The following is an 18,264-nucleotide window of genomic DNA, read 5'->3' on the forward strand; positions in this document are numbered from 1 at the left end:
GATTCGGATGATTCCGATGATTCCGATGGAACCGCGCAGCACGCAAAGCGCAGGAGAAAACGGAGGAGCGCCGCTGGTGGCCCCGCCGCCGGGACACGAGCTCGACGGTCCGGTCGCGGAGCTCGCCGCCGCTTTCCTCATGGCCTCGACCGCGCTCGCGATCGGCGTGTTCGCGCCGGACGGCGCGCCGAGGCTCACCAACCACGGCATGCGCCGGCTGCTCGGGGGGACGGGCGAGCCGGGTCGCGCCGAGGCTCGCCTCGTCAGCCCGAGCTTCGCGCAGCTCGCCGCGGCCGGGCACGGCGCCGGGGAGCCGATCTACCGCGGCATGCTGCACTTCGGGGATCTCCAGTCCGTCGCGCACAGCCTCCGGGGAGAGGTCTGGCGGCTCGGCCACGATCTGCTGCTCCTCGCCGAGTTCGACGTGATCGAGCTCGAGCGCGTCGTCGCCGAGGTGTCCGCGCTCAACTCGCGGATCACGAGCCTCCAGCGGCGGCTCGTGTCCGAGCAGAAGGAGCTCGAGCGATCGCTCGAGCAGCTGCGCGCCACGCAATCGATGCTCGTCCACTCCGAGAAGATGAACGCGCTCGGCAAGCTCGCCGCCGGCGTGGCCCACGAGATCAACAACCCGCTCGCCTTCGTCCGCAGCAACGTGCACACCCTGGCAGAGTCGCTCGATCGGCTGTTCGCCGCTTACGAGGCGCTCGAGCGGGCCGCCGTCAGCGCAGGCTCGGACGACGCGAAGGGCCTCGCCGAGGCGCTCCGCGCCGAGGTCGAGCCCGACTTTCTGCGCGAGGATACGGGGGATCTCGTGAAAGGCACGCTGGGCGGCCTCGCGCGCGTGCAGAAGATCGTCGAGGACCTCAGGACCTTCACGCGGATCGACCGGGCGGAGGAGGAGCGCTGCGACCTGAAAGAGTGCCTGGAGAGCACCCTCGCGATCGCGGGCCCGACGCTGAAGGACGGCGGCGTCCACGTGACGGTCGAGTGGGCCGAGCTGCCGATGCTGCGCTGCAAGCCGGCGGAGCTCAGCCAGGTGTTCCTGAACCTCCTCATCAACGCGGCCCAGGCGGTCGAGTGCCGGGGCCGGGGGAACGGTCGCATCGTGATCCGCGAGCGCGATGAAGCGCGCCGGGTCGCCCTGGAGTTCGAGGACAACGGCGCCGGGATGACCCCTGATGTCCTCGGCCGGATCTTCGATCCGTTCTTCACGACCAAGCCTGTCGGGCAGGGCACGGGGCTGGGCCTCACCATCTCGCACAAGATCATCGTGGATCAGCACGGCGGCACGATCACCGTCCGATCGACCCCCGGGGTGGGCAGCACCTTCACGATCACGCTGCCGAAGGAGCCCGACCTATGACGCGCGCCTCCGGCGAGCGGCGCGCGCTGCTCCTCGTCGACGACGAGCCCGAGACGCTGAAGGCGCTCCGCCGCGAGCTCCGGCGCGACTACGATGTCCTCATCGCGGAGAGCGCCGAGCAGGGCCACGCGATCTTGCGCGGGCGGCCCATCCCTGTCGTCCTCAGCGACCAGCGGATGCCGGGCACGACGGGCACGGAGTTCTACGCCAGAGTCAAGGCTGAGTTCCCGGAGACCGTCCGCCTCCTCATGACCGCCTACGCGGACACGAGCGCCGCCATCCAGGCCATCAACGAGGGCGGCGTGTACCGGTTCATCTCCAAGCCATGGGATCCGCCGGAGCTCGCCGGCGTCGTGAGCGACGCGTTCGCGCAGCACGAGCGCATCAGCCGCTGCCAGCGGCTCCTCTCGAGCCTCAAGACGAGCGCCGACGCCCTCCACCTCGAGAACCAGCAGCTCGCCGAGGTGGCCCAGAGGACCCATGAGCTCATGGGCATCGCCGCGCACGATCTGCGCAATCCGATCGCGGCGATCCAGTGGTTCTCGAAGATGCAGCTGGCCGGCGTCGGCGTGGGGCCCGAGGACACGCAGCGCTACGCCGTGAAGATCCAGGACAACGCCGAGTTCGCGCTGCAGCTGCTCGAGGACCTGCTCGACATCACGACGCTGGAGCACGAAAGCGGCGGGCTTCGCCTGCAGGAGGCCGACCTGCGAGGCATCCTCATGGCGGCGGTCTCCCTGAACGAGCACGGCGCCGGCCGGAAGGGGATCGCGGTGGACGTCGACGTGCCCGCGGATCTCCCGCTCGTCTGCTGCGACGTCGCGCGGATCGAGCAGGTCCTGAGCAACCTGCTCAGCAACGCGTTCAAGTTCTCTCATCCGGGCACGACGGTGACGGTGCGCGCGCGGAGGCTCGGTCAGGCGATCGAGGTGATGATCGAGGATCAGGGCCTGGGAATTCGCCCGGACGAGATAAGCGGCCTGTTCCGCAAGTTCCGGAGGACGAGCACCCGGTCGACCGGCGGCGAGAAGAGCACGGGGCTCGGCCTGTCGATCTGCAAGAACCTCGTCGAGCGCCACGGCGGCGCGATCCGCGTGGAGAGCGAGCTCGGCCGGGGAACGCGGGTGTTCTTCACGGTCCCGACGAAGGCCGGGCGCGCCTGCAAGCCCGAGCGCCCCACGGCGTAGGCTCGCCCGCGCGCCGCGCTTCGCTGACCGCTCACCAGCTCACGGTGTCGTTGAGCGTGAGCGTCCCGCCGGACGCGGGCGTGCTCATCGTGCGGTTGCCTCCGCCCGGGAGGTTCTCCCAGGTCACGGTGCCGTCGGCGTTCTTGCGATAGTACTTGTACTGGAGCGCGCTGCTGGCCGGCAGGTTCACGCGGTTCGTCCACACGGGGTAACCGCGCGGATCGACAGGGACGCCGAGATCGGTGTTCCAGCTGCCGAGCGCCGCGGTGTTGCCAGTGACGTACATGTGCTGTCCGACCACGGTGGTCGCGGTGACGTTGACCGTGACGCCTGCCTCGCCGGAGCCGGGCGGCACCCCACACGCGTTGTAGCGGCCGCAGACCACCGAGGGGACATCGACGACCCTGCCCGCCCGGATCGACGCCACCAGGCTGATGTACTCTCCCATCGCCCAGTTCAAGGGGCTCATCGACCGCGTCGGGGTGCCCGCCGCGACGTTCGCCGGCTTCTGGACGGACCAGCCGGTGACGTCCGTCGTCTCGCTCCATACCTGCTCCGGGATGAAGCCCTGCGGCGTCGAGATCGCCTTCACCGCGGTCAGGTAGGGGTTGCCGTCGGCGCCCACACCCGTGCTGGCGATCGTGAACATGCCGCGCTCGGCCGTGAAGATGGGCCACAGCCGGCCCCGGCCGCCGTTGCCGTCGAAGTTGCCGCCGTCGTTCTTCTCGCCGTATCCATCGTAGTTGTAGCGGAACCACGCGTCGCCCTTGCCGGCGATGGTCCGCTTCAGGATGGCGTCGTACTCGGGCAGCGTCGCTACGATCGAGGGATCGTCGGCCCGCTTCACCCCCATCCGCACGAGCTCGAGGAACCCGCCATCGACGATGTACCGCTGATCGTGCGTGCCGCCGCCGTTGCCGATCGTGAAGCTGACCGCCGTGTCCGGCCCGGACACCGGGTTGTACACCTGCGGCCCGCTGCCCGTGTTGCCCCGCGCAGAGGGGTTGATGCGGATGTAATACCGGCCGTCGCCGTGATACCCCGTTGTCGTGAACGTCCAGCGGTCGACGCTCTGCTGCCAGTAGTCCGCCGCGGCCATGTAGCGCGCCGCGCTGGTGGTGTCCCCGTTCGCGCGGGCGATCGTCGCGGCGCAGACGAGGCCCGCGATCTCCGCCGCGATGGTCGACGGCGAGTACCCGGCGTTCTCCTCCCACCGCTCCTGCTGGGTCCATGGGCCGGTGTTGACGATGAAGTCGGCGGTCCTCTTGATCTTCTTCCACAGCGGGTTGTAGACGGAAGGTCCGAGCCGCCACGCGAGGACGATCGGCATCGCCTGCTCATCCATCTGCGTGCCTTGCCAGTACTGCCAGCCGCTGACCCAGGCGTTCTGCGGGAAGCGGCCGACGCGGCTGTAGCCCTGCGGGCAGCCCGGCGCGTCGTACTCGGCGGCGCCGCAGTCGCTCGACTGCTGCAGGGTATTGAACAGGTAGTTGACGACCGAGGTCCCGGTCGCGGTGTCGCCGGCCGTCACCAGCGCGCTGGCGAACTTGAACAGATCGCGCGCCCAGACCAGGTGGTAGCCGCCGTTGTTGCCGTCGCCGTTGGTCTCGCCCCAGGGCGTGCCCATCCCCGCGATCATGGCGCCGTTCGACTTGTCCTGGATCGCCTTGAGCGACATCGCCGCGAGGTAATACTGGTCGTCGGCGGTGGCGCTCTGGCTGCTGAGCCCGGCCGCGTAGGTCTTCCACCCGTTGTCGTAGGTGGTTTGCAGCGTGCTCAGGTTGCTGCCGAGCGTCGCGTTCGCGGTGGAGGCCGCCTCGGTCTCGGTCGCGCCGAAGCCGAGCACGACGTCGAACGAGACGCTGGTGACGGCGCTGGTCCCGAGGTCGATCCAGCCCATCTGCGCCACGTTGCCCCCGCTCGCCAGGTCGTTTCGCCAGGTCATGGTCCTGTCGACGTTCCCGCCGAGGAGGTCGGTCCAGCCGTCCGACTCTCCGACGAAGCCGCTCGACACCATCGGCGCGCCGCTCACCACCTTCCATGGGCGCGACGCGGCGAGCGCCGAGGCGCGGCTGTTCTCCGAGGCGACGAGCAGCGTGCGCCCCCCTGCATCCACGGTCCTCGACGTGTCGCCGGCCCCGGAGTTGTCCATCGCCGGGTTGTGGAGCAGGTAGAGGTTGAACTGGGTGACGTTCCTGCCGCCCAGGGCGTCGAACTGGACGCGCTGGATCAACGCGTTGCGCCCCGGATCGGTGAAGACGGTCCTGGTGATCCGCCAGTTGTGGGCGCTGTTCGTTGTCGTCGCCTGCCAGCGCATGGACCGCTTGTCCGGCTGGGTCACGGTGAAGCTCTGCTGCTTCTCCTCGTCGACGAAGGTCTTCGCCGTGTCCCCCACAAGGAACTGCAGATCGACGGTGTTCACCGTGTCGAGCACCGGATAGAACACCTCGGACACGATGCCGCGATGACCGGTGAAGTAGACCCTCGAGGCCGCGGTCGTCGATGTGCCGAGGAAGGACTTCTCCGCAGGTCCCCACACAGAGGGTACCCCGACCCCCTTGGCAGCAATGCCGGCGCCGAGCGCCTTCAGGGCCTCTACCTTCCGCGGTGCCCTGCCGGCGGTGTTGAACGGGAACGGGACGGCGGACTCCCCGGCCATCGGCTCCTCTGCATCCGTGTCGAGCGCGCAGCCCGCGAGCCCGAGTGTCAGGCAAACAATTGCAATGTCACAAGAAATGCGCTTCAGCATCACGCCATTCCCCTTCGCTCGGGTGGCCGTCGCGTGAAGACCGCTCCACGGCTACCGTAAGCCAGCGACTTGATTGATGTTTTTACGTCGAACTGGCGGATCGCGGCCCGTGCCCCCTGCGCTCACTTCGCTCCGGCTCCGCGTGGGACGCCAGCAATGCTGTAGCGTAGCACGCGATCTTCACGCGCTCGCGCGCACCTGCGCGCCGCCATGCCGAGCTCCTGGCAAGGACAGCGACGCTGCGCTCTATGCGCCGTGCCGGCCGCCGTGCCGGCGCGGATCCACCAGCACCGAGACCATCGAGCGATAGAGCGATCGACGCAGACAGCGCAGCTCCCGTCGCGGGCTCGACGGAGCGCGGCGTCGACCTCGCCGCCGCGAGCTCATCAGCTCACGCGCCAACCACCTTGCGCCTCGCCGCCGCGTAGCGCCTGACCACCTCGTCCGCGATGACGCCGATCAGGATGACGGCGCCGATGACCGCGAACTCGATCTGGGTCGGGACGCCCAGCATGTTGATGGCGTTGCGCAGCACCTGCATGAGGGCGGTGCCCAGGATGACGCCCAGCACCGCGCCCTCGCCGCCGCGCAAGCTGAAGCCGCCCAGCACGGCCGCGGCGATCGCGTACAGCTCGTAGAAATTGCCGAAATCGACAGGCTGCGCCGAGTTGACCTCCAGCGCGAACAGCATGCCCCCGAAGCAGGCGAGCACCGAGCAGAGGACATACGCGAGGATCGTCATCCTGTCGGTATCGACCCCGCTGTAGCGGGCCGCCTGCTCGTTGCGGCCCAGCGCCATCAGATAGCGACCATAGACGGTGCGGTTCAGGAAGATCGACGCCGCCACCGCGATCGCGAGGAACAAGAGGAACGGCATCGGGATGTCGATCCACGTGATCAGCCCGAGCCGCGTCTTCACGCCGGTGAACGGGTGCACCGCGTAGGGGCTGAAGCGCCCCTCGGAGATCCACGAGAGGAACGGCACGGGGACCGACAGCGGGCTGCCGACCGACAGGTAGCGCAGCGACTCGAACCCGACGCCGAACCCCTGCGTCTGATCGCCGGAGATCCCGCGCGCGGTGCCCCGGTAGAGCAGGAGCCCGCAGAGCGTCACGACGAACGGCTGGAGCCGGAGCTTCGTGATGAGCAGCCCGTGCGCGAGCCCGATGCAGAGGGAGATGCCGAGCAGCACGGGCACCGCCAGCGAGGGCGGCCAGTGCTGCACCGAGAGGAGCCACGGCAGCATGCAGCCGGCGAGCGCCACGACCGACCCGATCGACAGGTCGATACCGCCCGTGATGATCACGAAGCCCGCCCCGATGCTGAGGATGCCGAACAGCGCCGTCCTCCGGATCAGGTTCTCGAGGTTCTCCGCGAGGAGGAACCTCCCGTTCAGGAGCGCGGTGCCGAGCGACACAGCGAGGAGGAGCCAGAAGACGCCGACCACCTTCCGCCGCGTGCCGTGCACGAGCGGCGCGGCCGGCGCGGCGCCGCGCGCCCGGAGGTCATGTGTCGTCGTCACAGACATGCTCTCTGGCCTCGATGGGTCCTATCATGCCGCGTCACGCCGCGGCGTCGCTGCCGGTCGCGAGCTGCATGATCGCCTCCTCGCTCAGCTCGGCGCGGCCGAGCTCGCCGGCGATGCGCCCCTCGTGCATCACCAGCGCACGGTCGGACATGCCTATCACCTCTTCCATGTCGCTGGAGACGAACAGGGTGGCCATGCCGCTCGCTGCCAATCGCTCCATCAGCTGGTATATCTCGTGCTTGGCGCCGACGTCAATGCCGCGGGTCGGCTCGTCCAGGAGCAGCACGCGCGGCGACATCGAGAGCCATTTTGCGATGACGACCTTCTGCTGGTTGCCGCCGGACAGGTGCTGCACCGGCTGCACGTCGGTCGGCGTCCGCACGCCGAGCTCCCGGATCATCCGCGCCGACATCCGGCGCTCGCCCGCGCGGTCGAGGACGCCGTAGCGCTGCGCCGTGCCGAGGCTCGGCAGGCTCACGTTCGCCCGGATCGCCATCTCCAGGATGATGCCCTGTTGCTGGCGGTCCTCCGGGACCAGGCCTATCCCGGCGGCGATCGCTTCTCGCGGGGCGCGCGGCGTGATCGCCCGCCCGGCCACGCGGACGGCGCCTCCGGCCGCCGGCGTGACGCCGAACAGCGTCCGGAGCAGCGACGTGCGCCCCGCGCCGAGGAGCCCGGCCACGCCGACGATCTCCCCGCCGCGCACCGTGAAGGAGAGCGCTCGCTCGGGGTGCCTCGACGTCCGGAGGCCGGAGACCTCGAGCACCGGCTCGCCGGGCGGGTTCGGGACGTGCGGATAGAACTGGGAGAGATCGCGGCCCACCATCAATCGCACGATGCGCTCGTGGCTCAGTTCCACCCCGCGCGCGAGCTCGCCCGCGTTCTCGCCGTCGCGCAGCACGAGCACGCGATCGCAGAGCGCCCTCACCTCGCCGAGGCGGTGAGAGATGTACACGACGCTGATCCCGCCGGCGCGGAGCTCCCTCACCACCTGGAAGAGCGCCTCCGCCTCGTGCGGGCACAGGCACGACGTGGGCTCATCCATGATGAGCACCCGCGCGTTCGCGGAGAGCGCCTTCGCGATCTCGACGAGGTGCCGCTGCCCGAGCGACAGGCCGCCGACGAGCGCGCGCGGCGAGCACGCGAGGCCGACGCGCGCCATGATCGCCCGCGCCTCCCGCTCCATCCTGCCCTCGTCGATGAAGCCGCCCCGCCGCGGCTCCCGGCCGAGATAGATGTTGGCCGCGACATCGAGGTTGTCCGCCAGGTTGAGCTCCTGGTGGATGAGCGCGATCCCGCGGGAGAGCGCCTCCCTGACGGAGCCGAACGCGACAGGCCGCCCGTCGAAGAGCAGCTCGCCGGCGTCGGGCGCCTCGACCCCGGCGAGGATCTTCATGAGGGTGCTCTTGCCGGCGCCGTTCTCGCCGACGATGCCGAGCACCTCGCCCCGGCCGAGCGCGAGGTGCACGCCGCTGAGCGCGAGCACGCCGGGGAAGCGCTTGGTCAGGCCGCGCGCCTCGAGCAGCGGCGTCGCGTCCGGTTCAGGCGAGGAGGCTGTCATTCGCGTCAGCGCGTCGAGCGTCGCCGGGCTCGGCTCGGGCGCGCGCGCCGCGCGGGCGCCGCGCTGCCCGGCGCCGGCTTCACTGCTGTTTGCCCGCCTTCTGCTTCAGATCGGCCCAGAACTCGTCCAGGTTGCTCTTGCGGATCTGCCGGGCCGGCAGGGAGATGAACTTGTCCTGCGGCACGACGGAGTTATCCCCCCGCACGAGCGCCGCGAGCACGCGTACCGACTCCTTGCCGTACATGTACGGATTCTGCACCACCGTGCCGACCACCTCGCCGTCCTGGATCGCGCGCAGCGTCGCGTCCTGCTCGTCGAAGCCGACGACATGGATCGAGCTCATCTTCCCCGCCTGCTTCACCGCCTCGAGCAGGGCCGGCGTGTGGTACGCGTTCAGGCCGATCAGGCCCACGAGGTCCGGGTGCGCCGACATCATGTCCTCGGCGTTGCTCTTCGCCTTGGCGGCGTCGATCTGGTCGGTCAGGGTCGCGACGATGGTGTATTTCGCCCCCTTCAGCTCCTGGTTGAGCGGGTCGTTCCCGGCGCTGTTGTCCTGGCGATCGAGCAGCTCGTCGAGCACGCCTTGACGGCGCTTGCGGGCGTTGTCGCCCTCGAGCCGCCCGACCAGGATGGCCACCTTGCCGCCGCCGGGGATCGCCTCCTTCACGAGCTGCCCCGCCATCCGGCCAGCGACGTAGTTGTCGATGCCGATGTACACGATGCGATCGCTCTTCGGAGCGTCCGAGTCCTGCGTGATGAGCTTCGTCTTCGCGGCCGCCTTGTTGAGCAGCGGGACCTGGTTCTCCGCGTCGATCGGGCTGATCGCGATGCCGTCGACGCCGCGGATCAGCAGGTCCTCGACCCGGTGCAGCTGGTCGTTCACGTCGCTCGGCATCACGACGCTCACCTCGACGTTGTGCTCCTTCGCGCCGTCGATGACGCCCTTCTCGGCGATGGTCCAGAACGGGGCGACGCCGTTGGTGATGTAGGCGAGCTTCGGCTTGCCCCCCGCCGCCGGCGCGCCGCCGTTGTCGCAGCCCAGGGCCGTGAGCCCCGCCGCCATGCAGACCCCGACCACGAACCGACCGATGCTCTTCAACATGCGCTCTCCCCTCCACCCGTCCACCCGACAAGAGCCGACTCGCGCGACGGGCCCATACGCCTCGTTCCGCCGCGCGGGCCACGATAAAGCAGGACCCCCCGGTCAACTGGCCGACTCATGATGCGCGATCCGCTCCGGACGTGTCTACACGATTCGACGCGCAGATCGCCGCGCGCCGCTCGCCCCCCTAGGGCCGCGTGCCCGGCGCGCTCATGCCGCCCGATCGGCCGACGGCGTAGGCGATCCCGCTCTGCAGCGTCCCGCGGATCACGATGCGGGACATGTCGATGTCGAGCCGGAGGAGCGCCTGCGCGACCTCGCCGCGGATGCCCGTCAGCACCGCCTGGACCCCGAGCAGCCGGAGGGCGTTCGCCGCCTTGAGCAGGGCGTTCGCCACGCGCTGATCGACCCCCTTGATCCCCGTGACATCGATGATGACGGTGCGGGTGCCGCTCCTCGTCGCGCCGTCGAGCAGGGTCTCGAGCACGTCGTGCGCGCGCTCCTCGTCCAGCGTGCCGATGAGCGGCATGACCATGACGTCGTTCGTGATGGGCACGAGCGGGGTCGACAGCTCGGAGATCTTCGCCCGCTGGAACCGGATCACCTCCTCTTGCAGCTCGGCCCGGGCCGCCTCGGCGCGCTCGCGCTCGCCGAGCTCGTGCAGCAGGCGCAGGTTGGCGTCCCGGAGCTCGGCGCTCTGCGCGGAGAGGCGCACGTTGGCCAGAGACAGCTCCTCCGTCCGCTCCTTCACCTCCTGCTCCAGCCGCTCGTTGGCCTCACGGAGCTCGGCGCTTACGGCCGTGAGGTCCGAGTAGAGCAGCGCGTTCTCGACCGCCACCGCCGCCTGCGAGGACAGGAGCCGCAAGAGCTCGATGCGATCGGCGGTGAACGCGTGCTCCGCGAGGTGGTTCTCCAGGTACAATACCCCGCTCAGCCGGCCCTGGTGCAGGAGCGGCAAGCCCAGGATCGATTTCGGCCGGCGCGCGATCACGTGCGGATCGCCGGCGAGGCGCGGGTCGTCGTCCGCGCGCCCGATCACGAGCGCCTCGCGCGAGCGCGCCACGTAATGCACGACCGAGCGGGCCAGATCGAGGCGCGCCTCCAGGGGCATCGAGAGACCCAGGCTCACCGTATCGGGGCCGACAGCGATCATCGCCTCGACCGTCAGCACCTCGCCGCGCGAGAGGATGAGGAACCCCCGGCTCGCCCCGGCGCTCTTGATCACGCTGCGCAGGACCTGCTCGATCACCTTGTCGAGCACGATCGCGCTCGAGATGGCCTGGGCGGTGCTGAGGACCGTGGCGAGATCGAAGCTCTCCCCCGCGACGAGGCCCTGGAGCGCGGTGCCGGTCGGCGAGAGCGGCAGAGGCTCGCCCAGGGCCGTGGGGTCGGCAGGCGCGAGCTCCTCGCGCAGCGCCCTGGCCTTCTCGGTCGCTCCCCAGCGCTCGTACAGGTAAACCGCCCTGCGCAGGTGGATGTGCGCGAACTCGACCCTGCCCTGGGCGAGCCAGAACCTGCCGTAAAGCTCGTTGCCGAGCGCCTGGTTGTTGATGTAGTCGGCCTGCCGCGCGGCCTCGATGCCCCGCTCGTAGAGGTCCATCGCCTCGGCCCTCCGCCCCTCGACGCGGGCCTGCTCGGCGAGCAGGAGCAGGTATTTGTGAAGCACGTTGTCCGGCCCGGCGTCGGCCCAGCGCTTCATCCGCCCGAGCAGCCGCAAGAGGTGCGCCTCGTGCTCCCGCCGCGCCGCGCCCTCGGCGCTCTCCCACGCGGCGATCCGCATGAGGCCCGCGTAGAACGTCGCCTCGGGCACCTTGGCGTGCGTCGGCAAGGCGCCCTCGATCACGGCGAGCTTCGGCATCAGATCGGCGAAGCTCGCCCTGTCGCCGAACAGGTAGGCATTCCGGATCTTGGCGTAAAGCAGCCACCCCATGTGGTAGGGCGAGCCGCCGTGCTTCGCCGCGTAGGACGCCTCGTCGAACCCGTCGTCGTCGAAGCTGAGCCGCCCCCTCGTCAGCCCTTGCAGGCACCGGAGCGGCTGGATCACGCCCGCGAGGAGGATATCGATGATGTCATGGCTGCGGGCGCGCCGCAGGAACGCGAGGTGCGTCTCGGTGAGCTGCGAGAGCTCCGTGAGGTTCATCCCGTAGGTGAGCCGGTCCGAGCCGCTCTGGCTGATCATGTACCCCATGGCCGTCCAGTCGCCGGCCTGGAGCCCCAGGTCGTAGACCCGGTCGTAATAGGGATCTGCCTTCCGCAGGGGCTGCGTCCAGCTGTGCACGTCCGCGGAGAAGATGTGGTAGGTCTTGGCCCGGAGCACGAGGTTGTCGAGCTGGTCTGCGAGCTCGACGGCCATCTTGCCGAACCGGTACGCCGTCTCGTACTCGCCGAGCAGCGGGCCGACGACCATGCCGTACGCGACGTATCCGAACGCGGACATGTCGCTGTTCCCGTGCTGCAGTGAGAGCGTCACCATCTTGACGATGGCGAGGTTCGCGAGCGTCTGGTCGCTCGAGTTGTAGGCCCCGAAGAACAGGTTCACGAGCAGCTCCAGCGTCACGGGGTGCTCGGGGCTCGTCGTCCTCGGGGCGCGGGCGAGCTCCTCGATGCTGCGCGCGCCGAGGAGGACGGGCACCGCCCGGAGCTCCTGCTCCAGAAGCGCGGCGACCTCCTCCCGGGCCTCGGGGATCGGGCAGCCGAGGAGCCGGAGGCCGGCCTTCTGGACGAGGGTCGCCTCGTGATTGCGCCACTGGAGCAGGTACTGGTTCGCCTGGACGAGGAGGACAGCGACCTTGTCCATGGCCGTCCGGGCGCGGGCGAGCGCCGCGGCACAGAGCCGCTCGGCCTCCTCGAAGGCGCCGCACAGCGACTCGACCTCGGCGCGCTCCCTGTGGAGCGCGAGCGCGAGCTCGTAGTGGTCGTCGAAGCCGCCGCGCGGCAGAAACCCGAGCCCCGCTCGGAAATAGCCGGCCGCCGCCTCGTAGGCGGTGGCGGCCTTGGCCCGCCTGCCGGCGGCGAGGTTCAGCTCGGCGGCCGTGGCCTGCTCCGCGGCCGAGGTCACGATGGGCGCCGCGATGTTGATGTGGTTGACGATGTCGAAGAGCGCCTCGTCCCGCGCGGCGCCCTCGCAGCTGGCGAGCATGAGCCGCGCGATCCTGAGGTGGACCTCGCGCTTGCGATCCTCGCTGATGAGCGAGTACGCCGCGTGCTGGACGCGATCGTGCAGGAAGCGGTAGGTGACGCGCCAGTCGACGCCGGTCTGCGCCTCGTCGTCGGTCGCGTCGGTCGCGTGCGCGAGGCGGTAGTCGGCGTCCACGGGCGCGATCAGGCCCTCTTGCAGGATCTTCCACAGCGCGGCCACGGTCTCGTGCGCCGGCCGCTCGCTGATGACCGCGAGGGTGCGCAGGTCGAACTCGTGCCCGATGCAGGCCGCGAGGCGGAGGACGCGGACGAGCTCGGGCTCGAGCTCCTCGATCTTGCGCGCCATGAAGTCGACGACGTTGTCGGTGACCGTGCGCCGCCGGATGCCGTCGAGATCCCACGTCCAGGCGCCCTTCTCGAAGCGGAGCAGGCCCTCCGCGTGGAGCGAGCCCAGGAACTGCCGCACGAAGAACGGGTTGCTCTGGGTCCGGTCGAACACGACGCGGGCGAGCGGCTCGACGTCGGCGCGGGCCGCGGAGAGCGTGTCCGAGAGCAGCGCGATCACGTCGGCGAGGGCGAGCGGCCTCAGCGTGAGCTCGCGGAGCGGCGCGCCCGCCTTCTCGATCTCGTCGAGCGCGACGCGGAGCGGGTGGGCCGCGTACACCTCGTTGTCGCGGAAGGCGCCGAGGAGGAGCAGGTGGCCGCGCTCTGGATCCGCGGCCAGGACCTGGAGCAGCTTGAGCGAGGCCGGGTCGGCCCACTGCAGGTCGTCCAGGAAGAGGACGAGGGGGTGCTCGGCGGTCGCGAAGACGCGGACGAACGCCTTGAAGATCGCGTGAAAGCGGCCCTGCGCCTCCGCCGGCGGCAGCTGCTGGACGGGGGGCTGCTGGCCGATGATCCACTCGAGCTCCGGGATGAGGTCGACGAGGAGCTGGCCGGTGCTCCCGACCGCGCGGGAGAGCGCCGCGCTCCAGCGCGCGAGCTGCTCCGGTCGCTCGGTGAGGATGTGCCGGAGGAGCTCCCGGAAGGCGCGCGCGAGCGATGCGTACGGCGCCCCGCGGTTCAGCTGCTCGAACTTGCCCGCGGTGAAGTAGCCGCCTCGCTGGGCGATGGCCCTGTGCATCTCGTTCACCAGGGCCGACTTGCCCATGCCCGAGTACCCCGACACGAGCAGGAGCTCGCCCTCCCCGCCGGCGGCGCGCTCGAAGGCGGCGAGCAGCGCGCGCTCCTCCTCGGCGCGGCCGTAGAGCTTCTGCGGGATGCGCAGCGTGTCGGGGATGTCGCGCAGGCCGAGCGCGAAGGGCGCGACGGCGCCGGAGCTCGAGAGCTGGCGGAGGCACGCGTCGAGGTCGGCGAAGAGCCCGAAGGCGCTCTGGTACCGGTCCTCCGCGTTCTTCTCGAGGAGCTTCATCACGATCCGGGACACCGCGTCGGGCACGCCCGGGACTTGCTCGGGCGGCGGCACCGGCGTCCGCGCGATGTGACCATGGATGAGATCGAGCGGGTCGCTGCCGGTGAACGGCAGGACGCCGGTGAGCATCTGATAGAGGGTCACGCCGAACGAGTAGAGGTCGGTGCGGCGGTCGATCACGCGGTTCATCCGGCCGGTCTGCTCCGGCGACATGTACGCGAGCGTCCCCTCGAGCGCCTCGGGGCTGATCGCCTGCTGCGTCTCCTGCGGGAGGAGCGTCGCGATGCCGAAGCCGACGAAATGGACCTCCAGCGTGTCCGGGTCGACGAGCAGGTTGTGCGGCTTGATGTCCTTGTGGATCACCTTGCGGCGGTGGAACTCGTCGAGGACCCGGGCCGCCGAGCGGGCGATCGTCAACGCCGCCTTGAGCTCCAGCGGGCCGGCGCGCAGGAGGTCGTGCAGCGTCGTCCTGCTCGGCCGCTCGAGCACGAGCGCGAGGCCGTTCCTGTGCTTCTCGAGACCATACGCCTTGACGACACCCTCGACGTCGAGCGCGCAGAGCACGTTGTACTCGTGCCGGAGCGCCGCGAGCTCACGCGCGCTCGGGAACTCGCTCTTCAGGACCTTGAAGACAGCAGGCTTGCGCTCTTCACCCCAGGTTCCTTCGAACACCTCGATGCTCGAGTCGACGTAGATCGGCTGGCTCACGGAACAGGTCGCGGAGAGCATCTCACCTCGCCGGGGCGCAGCGCTGGCCCGCCGCCGCTGCTGCTCGCGTCGAGCAGACAGGACGGACGGTGTTCTCGCACAAGCGCACCATGGGCGGATTATGTCTAGATCGCTGCCCCCGAGTCACCACCGAAATAGGAACATCGATTCGTTCAGGGTGATATTTTTCAGTATTTGTGCGCTAGACATCCAACTTGGACGGAGTCTGGCGTTCACGCCCGTCACCGAGCGCGGCAGTGCGGCGCGCTAGCGCGGCGCTTCATGCGATGTGGGCTGGCTCTCGGAGGGCTGGAGGGGGTCGATCACGCGGCGCGCCGGGAGGGCGCGTCACAGGCGCAGGTCATTGCGGCACCTCGACGGTGGGACAACCGAACTCGACACGGACGCTCTCCGCGCCCATGGACTTCACCTGCGCACACGTGGCGCCCTTGATCACGATGGTGGGCGGGGTCGTCGAATCGTCGTAGTCCCAGCCGTCGTCGCCCGGCTTCGGAAGCACCTCATCGTCGATGAAGACGTTCACCTTCGCGCGGTCCGGCGGCTCGGTCTGCAGCGAGAGCTCGCAGGTCCTCACGAGATCCCTCGTGATGCGGGTCAGCGTATCGCCGAGGCTCGCCGCGTCCACCACCTCGAAATAACGGGGCGAGGTCTCCGACGTGGCCGTGTCGCCCTCGACGGCGAGCTGGTCCAGCACATTGGCGTAGGCCGTCGCGCCGGGGATGCCGACGATGAAGGTCTTGATACCGGCCGCGCGCAGGTCCTTCACCCGCTGCACCGTGCGCACGTCGTCCAGGCACACGTCCGTCAAGCCGGCGACGCAGCAGTTCGGCACGCCCGAAGGGCAGTCCCCATCCATGTTCGTCGTGCAGGTCGCGGCCTCGCAGGTCATGGCCGGATCCTGGTTGCAGTTGGGACCGCCGTCGGTCGCCAGGAGGACGTACTTGTCGCCTTCGAGGGCGCCGCCGGCTCCCACGGTCAGGTACCCGAGGGCGCGCGCGAGGGCGTCCGCGGTCGGCGTCGCGCCGCCGGGGTCCGTGCCTTCCAGGAGGGTCTTGATCGCGGGGACGGAGGTCGCGCCCGGCGCCACGGCCACGCTCAGGTCCTCCCCCGCCGGCATGCCGCAGTGCTCGTCGGAGGGAAAGAGCTGGAGCCCGACGGACATCCTGTCCTGGATCACGTCGAGCGCGGTGCCGAGGGCGCCCTTCATCATCGTCCAGCGGTCGCTCCCTTCCCAGTCCTTGGTCATGCTGTCGGAGCGATCGAGCACGATCACGAGGTGAACCTGCCGCGGCTGAGCTTCGACCTGCTGGCCGCCGCAGTCGCCGCCGCCCTCCCCCCCGCCCGAGCTGGCGCTCGGCCCGGTCGCGATGAGACCGCCTCCGAGGGAGGGATCCCCGCCCGTTCCACCGAAGTCCGTTCCACCGGCGCCGCCGTCTCCGGAGCCCCCGCTGCCCGCGCCGGTCCCGCCGTCCGACACCGAACATCCCGACGCGAGCGCCCAGCCCAGGCACCCGAGCGATGCCAGGACCAAGGAGCGGGCGTAGATCCCGCGGTTCTTGCCGATCATAGCCATTCTCCTCGACACGAGTGAATCACGAGTGAATCACGAGTGAATCACGAGTACATCGACACGGGTCAACGCGCCCGCACGCGGCGTCAGCCCGGAGGAATGCGGCAGATGCCGTTGTAACACTGCACGGTTCCGGCGTTGCAGCAGTCGGACGTCGCGCCGCAGAGCTGCCCGTACTCGGCGCATCGCGGCGGGGTGCCGCCCGCCCCGTCCGAGCCACCGCCGCCGCCTGCTCCGCCTGCGCCGCCCGTTCCGCCGGTCGCGCTCGAGCTCCCGGTCGCGCTCGAGCTCCCGGTCGCGCCTGACGGGGAGTCTGTCGTGCACGTGCCCGACAGGGAGCCCGGCTCGTACTCGCACGTCGTTCCGACGCAGCAGTCGCCGTTGTTCGTGCAGGGTCCGCCCGCCGTGACACACTGGGGCGTCGTCCCTCCTGGCGTGTCGTAACACTGGAGCTTCCCCGTTTCGCTGTTCCGCACGCAGGGAGCGCCGTCGCAGCAGTCGTCAGCGGAGGCGCAGTCCTCGCCTGCCTGGCGGCAGGCCGTGAGCGCATTGCACCGGGGCACGCCGAGGGCGTCGAGGCGGCAGTTGCTGGCGTTCCCCAGGTAGTTGCAGCAGTTGTTGGGAGCGCTGGTGGACGTATCCGAGCAATAGCTGTCCTTGAAGTGACAGACGCCGCCCTGGGGCGTGCAGCCCATCGGGTTGCGGCAGCGGCCGATCTCCCCGTCCGGATCCCCCGATTTGTCGCAGACGACGTTGCCCGCGCCCGGCAGAGCGGCCGTGGGATCGCCGCCGCAGCAGTCCTCGTTGCGCCGGCACAGGGCGCCGTTCACGCGGCAGCCGCTCGGCGGCTGGCAGACGGCGATCCCGGTGGGGCCGTACGGCGCGCAGACGCGGCTGCAGCAGAAGCCGCAGCTGTCGCAGACCGCGCCGTCGATGCCGCCGCTGTTGCAGCGGCTCGACGTCGACGGCTCCGCGCCGCAGTAGCCCGCGGGATCGGATGCGTTCCGCTTCACACACACGCCGGTACAGCAGTCGCTGTCGCCCTTGCAGACGTCGTTGCGCTGAACACAGAACGAGGAATAGAGGACGCAGCGGTTGTCTCGCCCGCAGAGCTGGGAGCAACACTGGCTGTCCTCGGTGCACGGGTTGCCGCCCGTCTGGCACGCGGTGGCGCCGTTGACGTCGCTGCACGTCCCGCCGACGCACATGCCGCTGCAGCACGCGGCGCCGCCTGCCGTGCAGCCGGATCCGTCGGGGAGGCAGGCGGTCGCGCTGCACCTGCCCGAAGCGCAGTTGAGAGTACAGCACTCCGAGGATTCCTCGCAAGCGGCACCTGTCCCGAGGCAGACGCTGAGCGGCGAGGCGCAGGTGCTCGTCGCGCTTTCGCAGATGCCGGAACAGCAATCTCCGGAGCGCGCGCACGTGGCCCCGAAGGGCTCGCAGCTCGGCACCTCGACCCCCGTGTCAGGGCCGCCCGCGCCGCCGACGCCGTCGGCGCCGCCACCGCCCGTACCGCTGGCGAGCGCGCCGCCCGCGCCGCCGGTGCCTGCGCCACCAACGCCTGTGCCCGCGCCCGCCCCGCCTTCTCCGGAGCTGGCCGTCGCGCCGGCGCCGCCCGTTCCCGTCATCCCGCCGCCGCCAGCGTTGGCCCCTCCGGAGCCACCGGCGGAGGAGCTGCCCCCGGCCGCGCCGCTGGAGGGCCCTGACGTGGTGGCGACGCCACCTTCGCCTCCCGAGCCGGTGCCCTCGGACGAGCCGCAGGCAGAAGAGAGCCATACGATGCCGACAGCCGCGAAGATTCGAGATACGCGCATGCACTTTCCTCGCTTGATCGCTTGCCGCAACCGACGCAGTCGGAGAAAGGATACATTCGCGCAACTCCAGCTAGTCCGTATGGCTTTTGTTTCAGGGCATGCCCCTCTCCCT

The 18,264-nt window shown here is 70.0% G+C and carries 9 protein-coding genes; 2 read left to right on the forward strand and 7 right to left on the reverse strand.

The genetic code is table 11. The annotated features are described in order from the left end of the window. Positions 1 to 76 precede the first annotated feature (76 nt). Together WMF45_RS22650 and WMF45_RS22655 are read left to right on the forward strand one after the other, a co-directional pair. On the forward strand, positions 77 to 1,363 hold the full coding sequence (locus tag WMF45_RS22650; RefSeq protein WP_437718924.1) for a sensor histidine kinase: 1,287 nt from the start codon (positions 77 to 79) through the stop codon (positions 1,361 to 1,363). After that, a complete protein-coding gene (locus WMF45_RS22655) occupies positions 1,360 to 2,550 on the forward strand; it encodes an ATP-binding protein (RefSeq protein WP_437718925.1) in 1,191 nt (396 codons plus the stop codon). Before WMF45_RS22650 ends, WMF45_RS22655 begins: the two co-directional genes overlap by 4 nt. A gap of 31 nt (positions 2,551 to 2,581) precedes the next feature. Here the strand turns inward: WMF45_RS22655 and WMF45_RS22660 are convergent, their stop codons facing one another. The 7 genes from WMF45_RS22660 to WMF45_RS22690 form a co-directional block, all read right to left on the reverse strand. Then, positions 2,582 to 5,209 (reverse strand): glycoside hydrolase family 15 protein, encoded by a 2,628-nt coding sequence (locus WMF45_RS22660; RefSeq protein WP_437719568.1) that lies wholly within the window; start codon positions 5,207 to 5,209, stop codon positions 2,582 to 2,584. Between the two features lie 481 nt (positions 5,210 to 5,690). Continuing rightward, entirely contained in the window at positions 5,691 to 6,827 is a 1,137-nt protein-coding gene (locus WMF45_RS22665; protein WP_437718926.1) for an ABC transporter permease, read from the reverse strand. A 34-nt stretch (positions 6,828 to 6,861) separates the two neighbouring features. Next, positions 6,862 to 8,388: a sugar ABC transporter ATP-binding protein gene (locus WMF45_RS22670; protein ID WP_437718927.1), complete on the reverse strand. Its 1,527-nt coding sequence runs from the start codon at positions 8,386 to 8,388 to the stop codon at positions 6,862 to 6,864. Positions 8,389 to 8,467: 79 nt separating this feature from the next. Further along, on the reverse strand, positions 8,468 to 9,490 hold the full coding sequence (locus WMF45_RS22675; RefSeq protein WP_437718928.1) for a sugar-binding protein: 1,023 nt from the start codon (positions 9,488 to 9,490) through the stop codon (positions 8,468 to 8,470). Positions 9,491 to 9,677: 187 nt separating this feature from the next. Beyond that, complete coding sequence (locus tag WMF45_RS22680) at positions 9,678 to 14,747, reverse strand: AAA family ATPase (protein ID WP_437718929.1); 5,070 nt, start codon at positions 14,745 to 14,747, stop codon at positions 9,678 to 9,680. 361 nt (positions 14,748 to 15,108) lie between these two features. Further along, on the reverse strand, positions 15,109 to 16,335 hold the full coding sequence (locus WMF45_RS22685; RefSeq protein WP_437718930.1) for a vWA domain-containing protein: 1,227 nt from the start codon (positions 16,333 to 16,335) through the stop codon (positions 15,109 to 15,111). A gap of 89 nt (positions 16,336 to 16,424) precedes the next feature. Then, positions 16,425 to 18,152, reverse strand: coding sequence for a hypothetical protein (locus WMF45_RS22690; RefSeq protein ID WP_437718931.1), 1,728 nt, complete (start codon positions 18,150 to 18,152; stop codon positions 16,425 to 16,427). Between the last annotated feature and the right edge of the window lie 112 nt (positions 18,153 to 18,264).

The organism is Sorangium sp. So ce448 (assembly GCF_051520915.1).
GTDB lineage: Bacteria > Myxococcota_A > Polyangia > Polyangiales > Polyangiaceae > Sorangium > Sorangium cellulosum_B.

What these genes read in the sequence shown, in the direction of transcription:
- WMF45_RS22655 (WP_437718925.1), top strand. Translation starts at nt 1,360, where the DNA reads ATGACGCGCGCCTCCGGCGAGCGGCGCGCGCTGCTCCTCGTCGACGAC.
- WMF45_RS22660 (WP_437719568.1), bottom strand. Translation starts at nt 5,209, where the DNA reads ATGGCCGGGGAGTCCGCCGTCCCGTTCCCGTTCAACACCGCCGGCAGG.
- WMF45_RS22665 (WP_437718926.1), bottom strand. Translation starts at nt 6,827, where the DNA reads ATGTCTGTGACGACGACACATGACCTCCGGGCGCGCGGCGCCGCGCCG.
- WMF45_RS22670 (WP_437718927.1), bottom strand. Translation starts at nt 8,388, where the DNA reads ATGACAGCCTCCTCGCCTGAACCGGACGCGACGCCGCTGCTCGAGGCG.
- WMF45_RS22675 (WP_437718928.1), bottom strand. Translation starts at nt 9,490, where the DNA reads ATGTTGAAGAGCATCGGTCGGTTCGTGGTCGGGGTCTGCATGGCGGCG.
- WMF45_RS22685 (WP_437718930.1), bottom strand. Translation starts at nt 16,335, where the DNA reads ATGATCGGCAAGAACCGCGGGATCTACGCCCGCTCCTTGGTCCTGGCA.
- WMF45_RS22690 (WP_437718931.1), bottom strand. Translation starts at nt 18,152, where the DNA reads ATGCGCGTATCTCGAATCTTCGCGGCTGTCGGCATCGTATGGCTCTCT.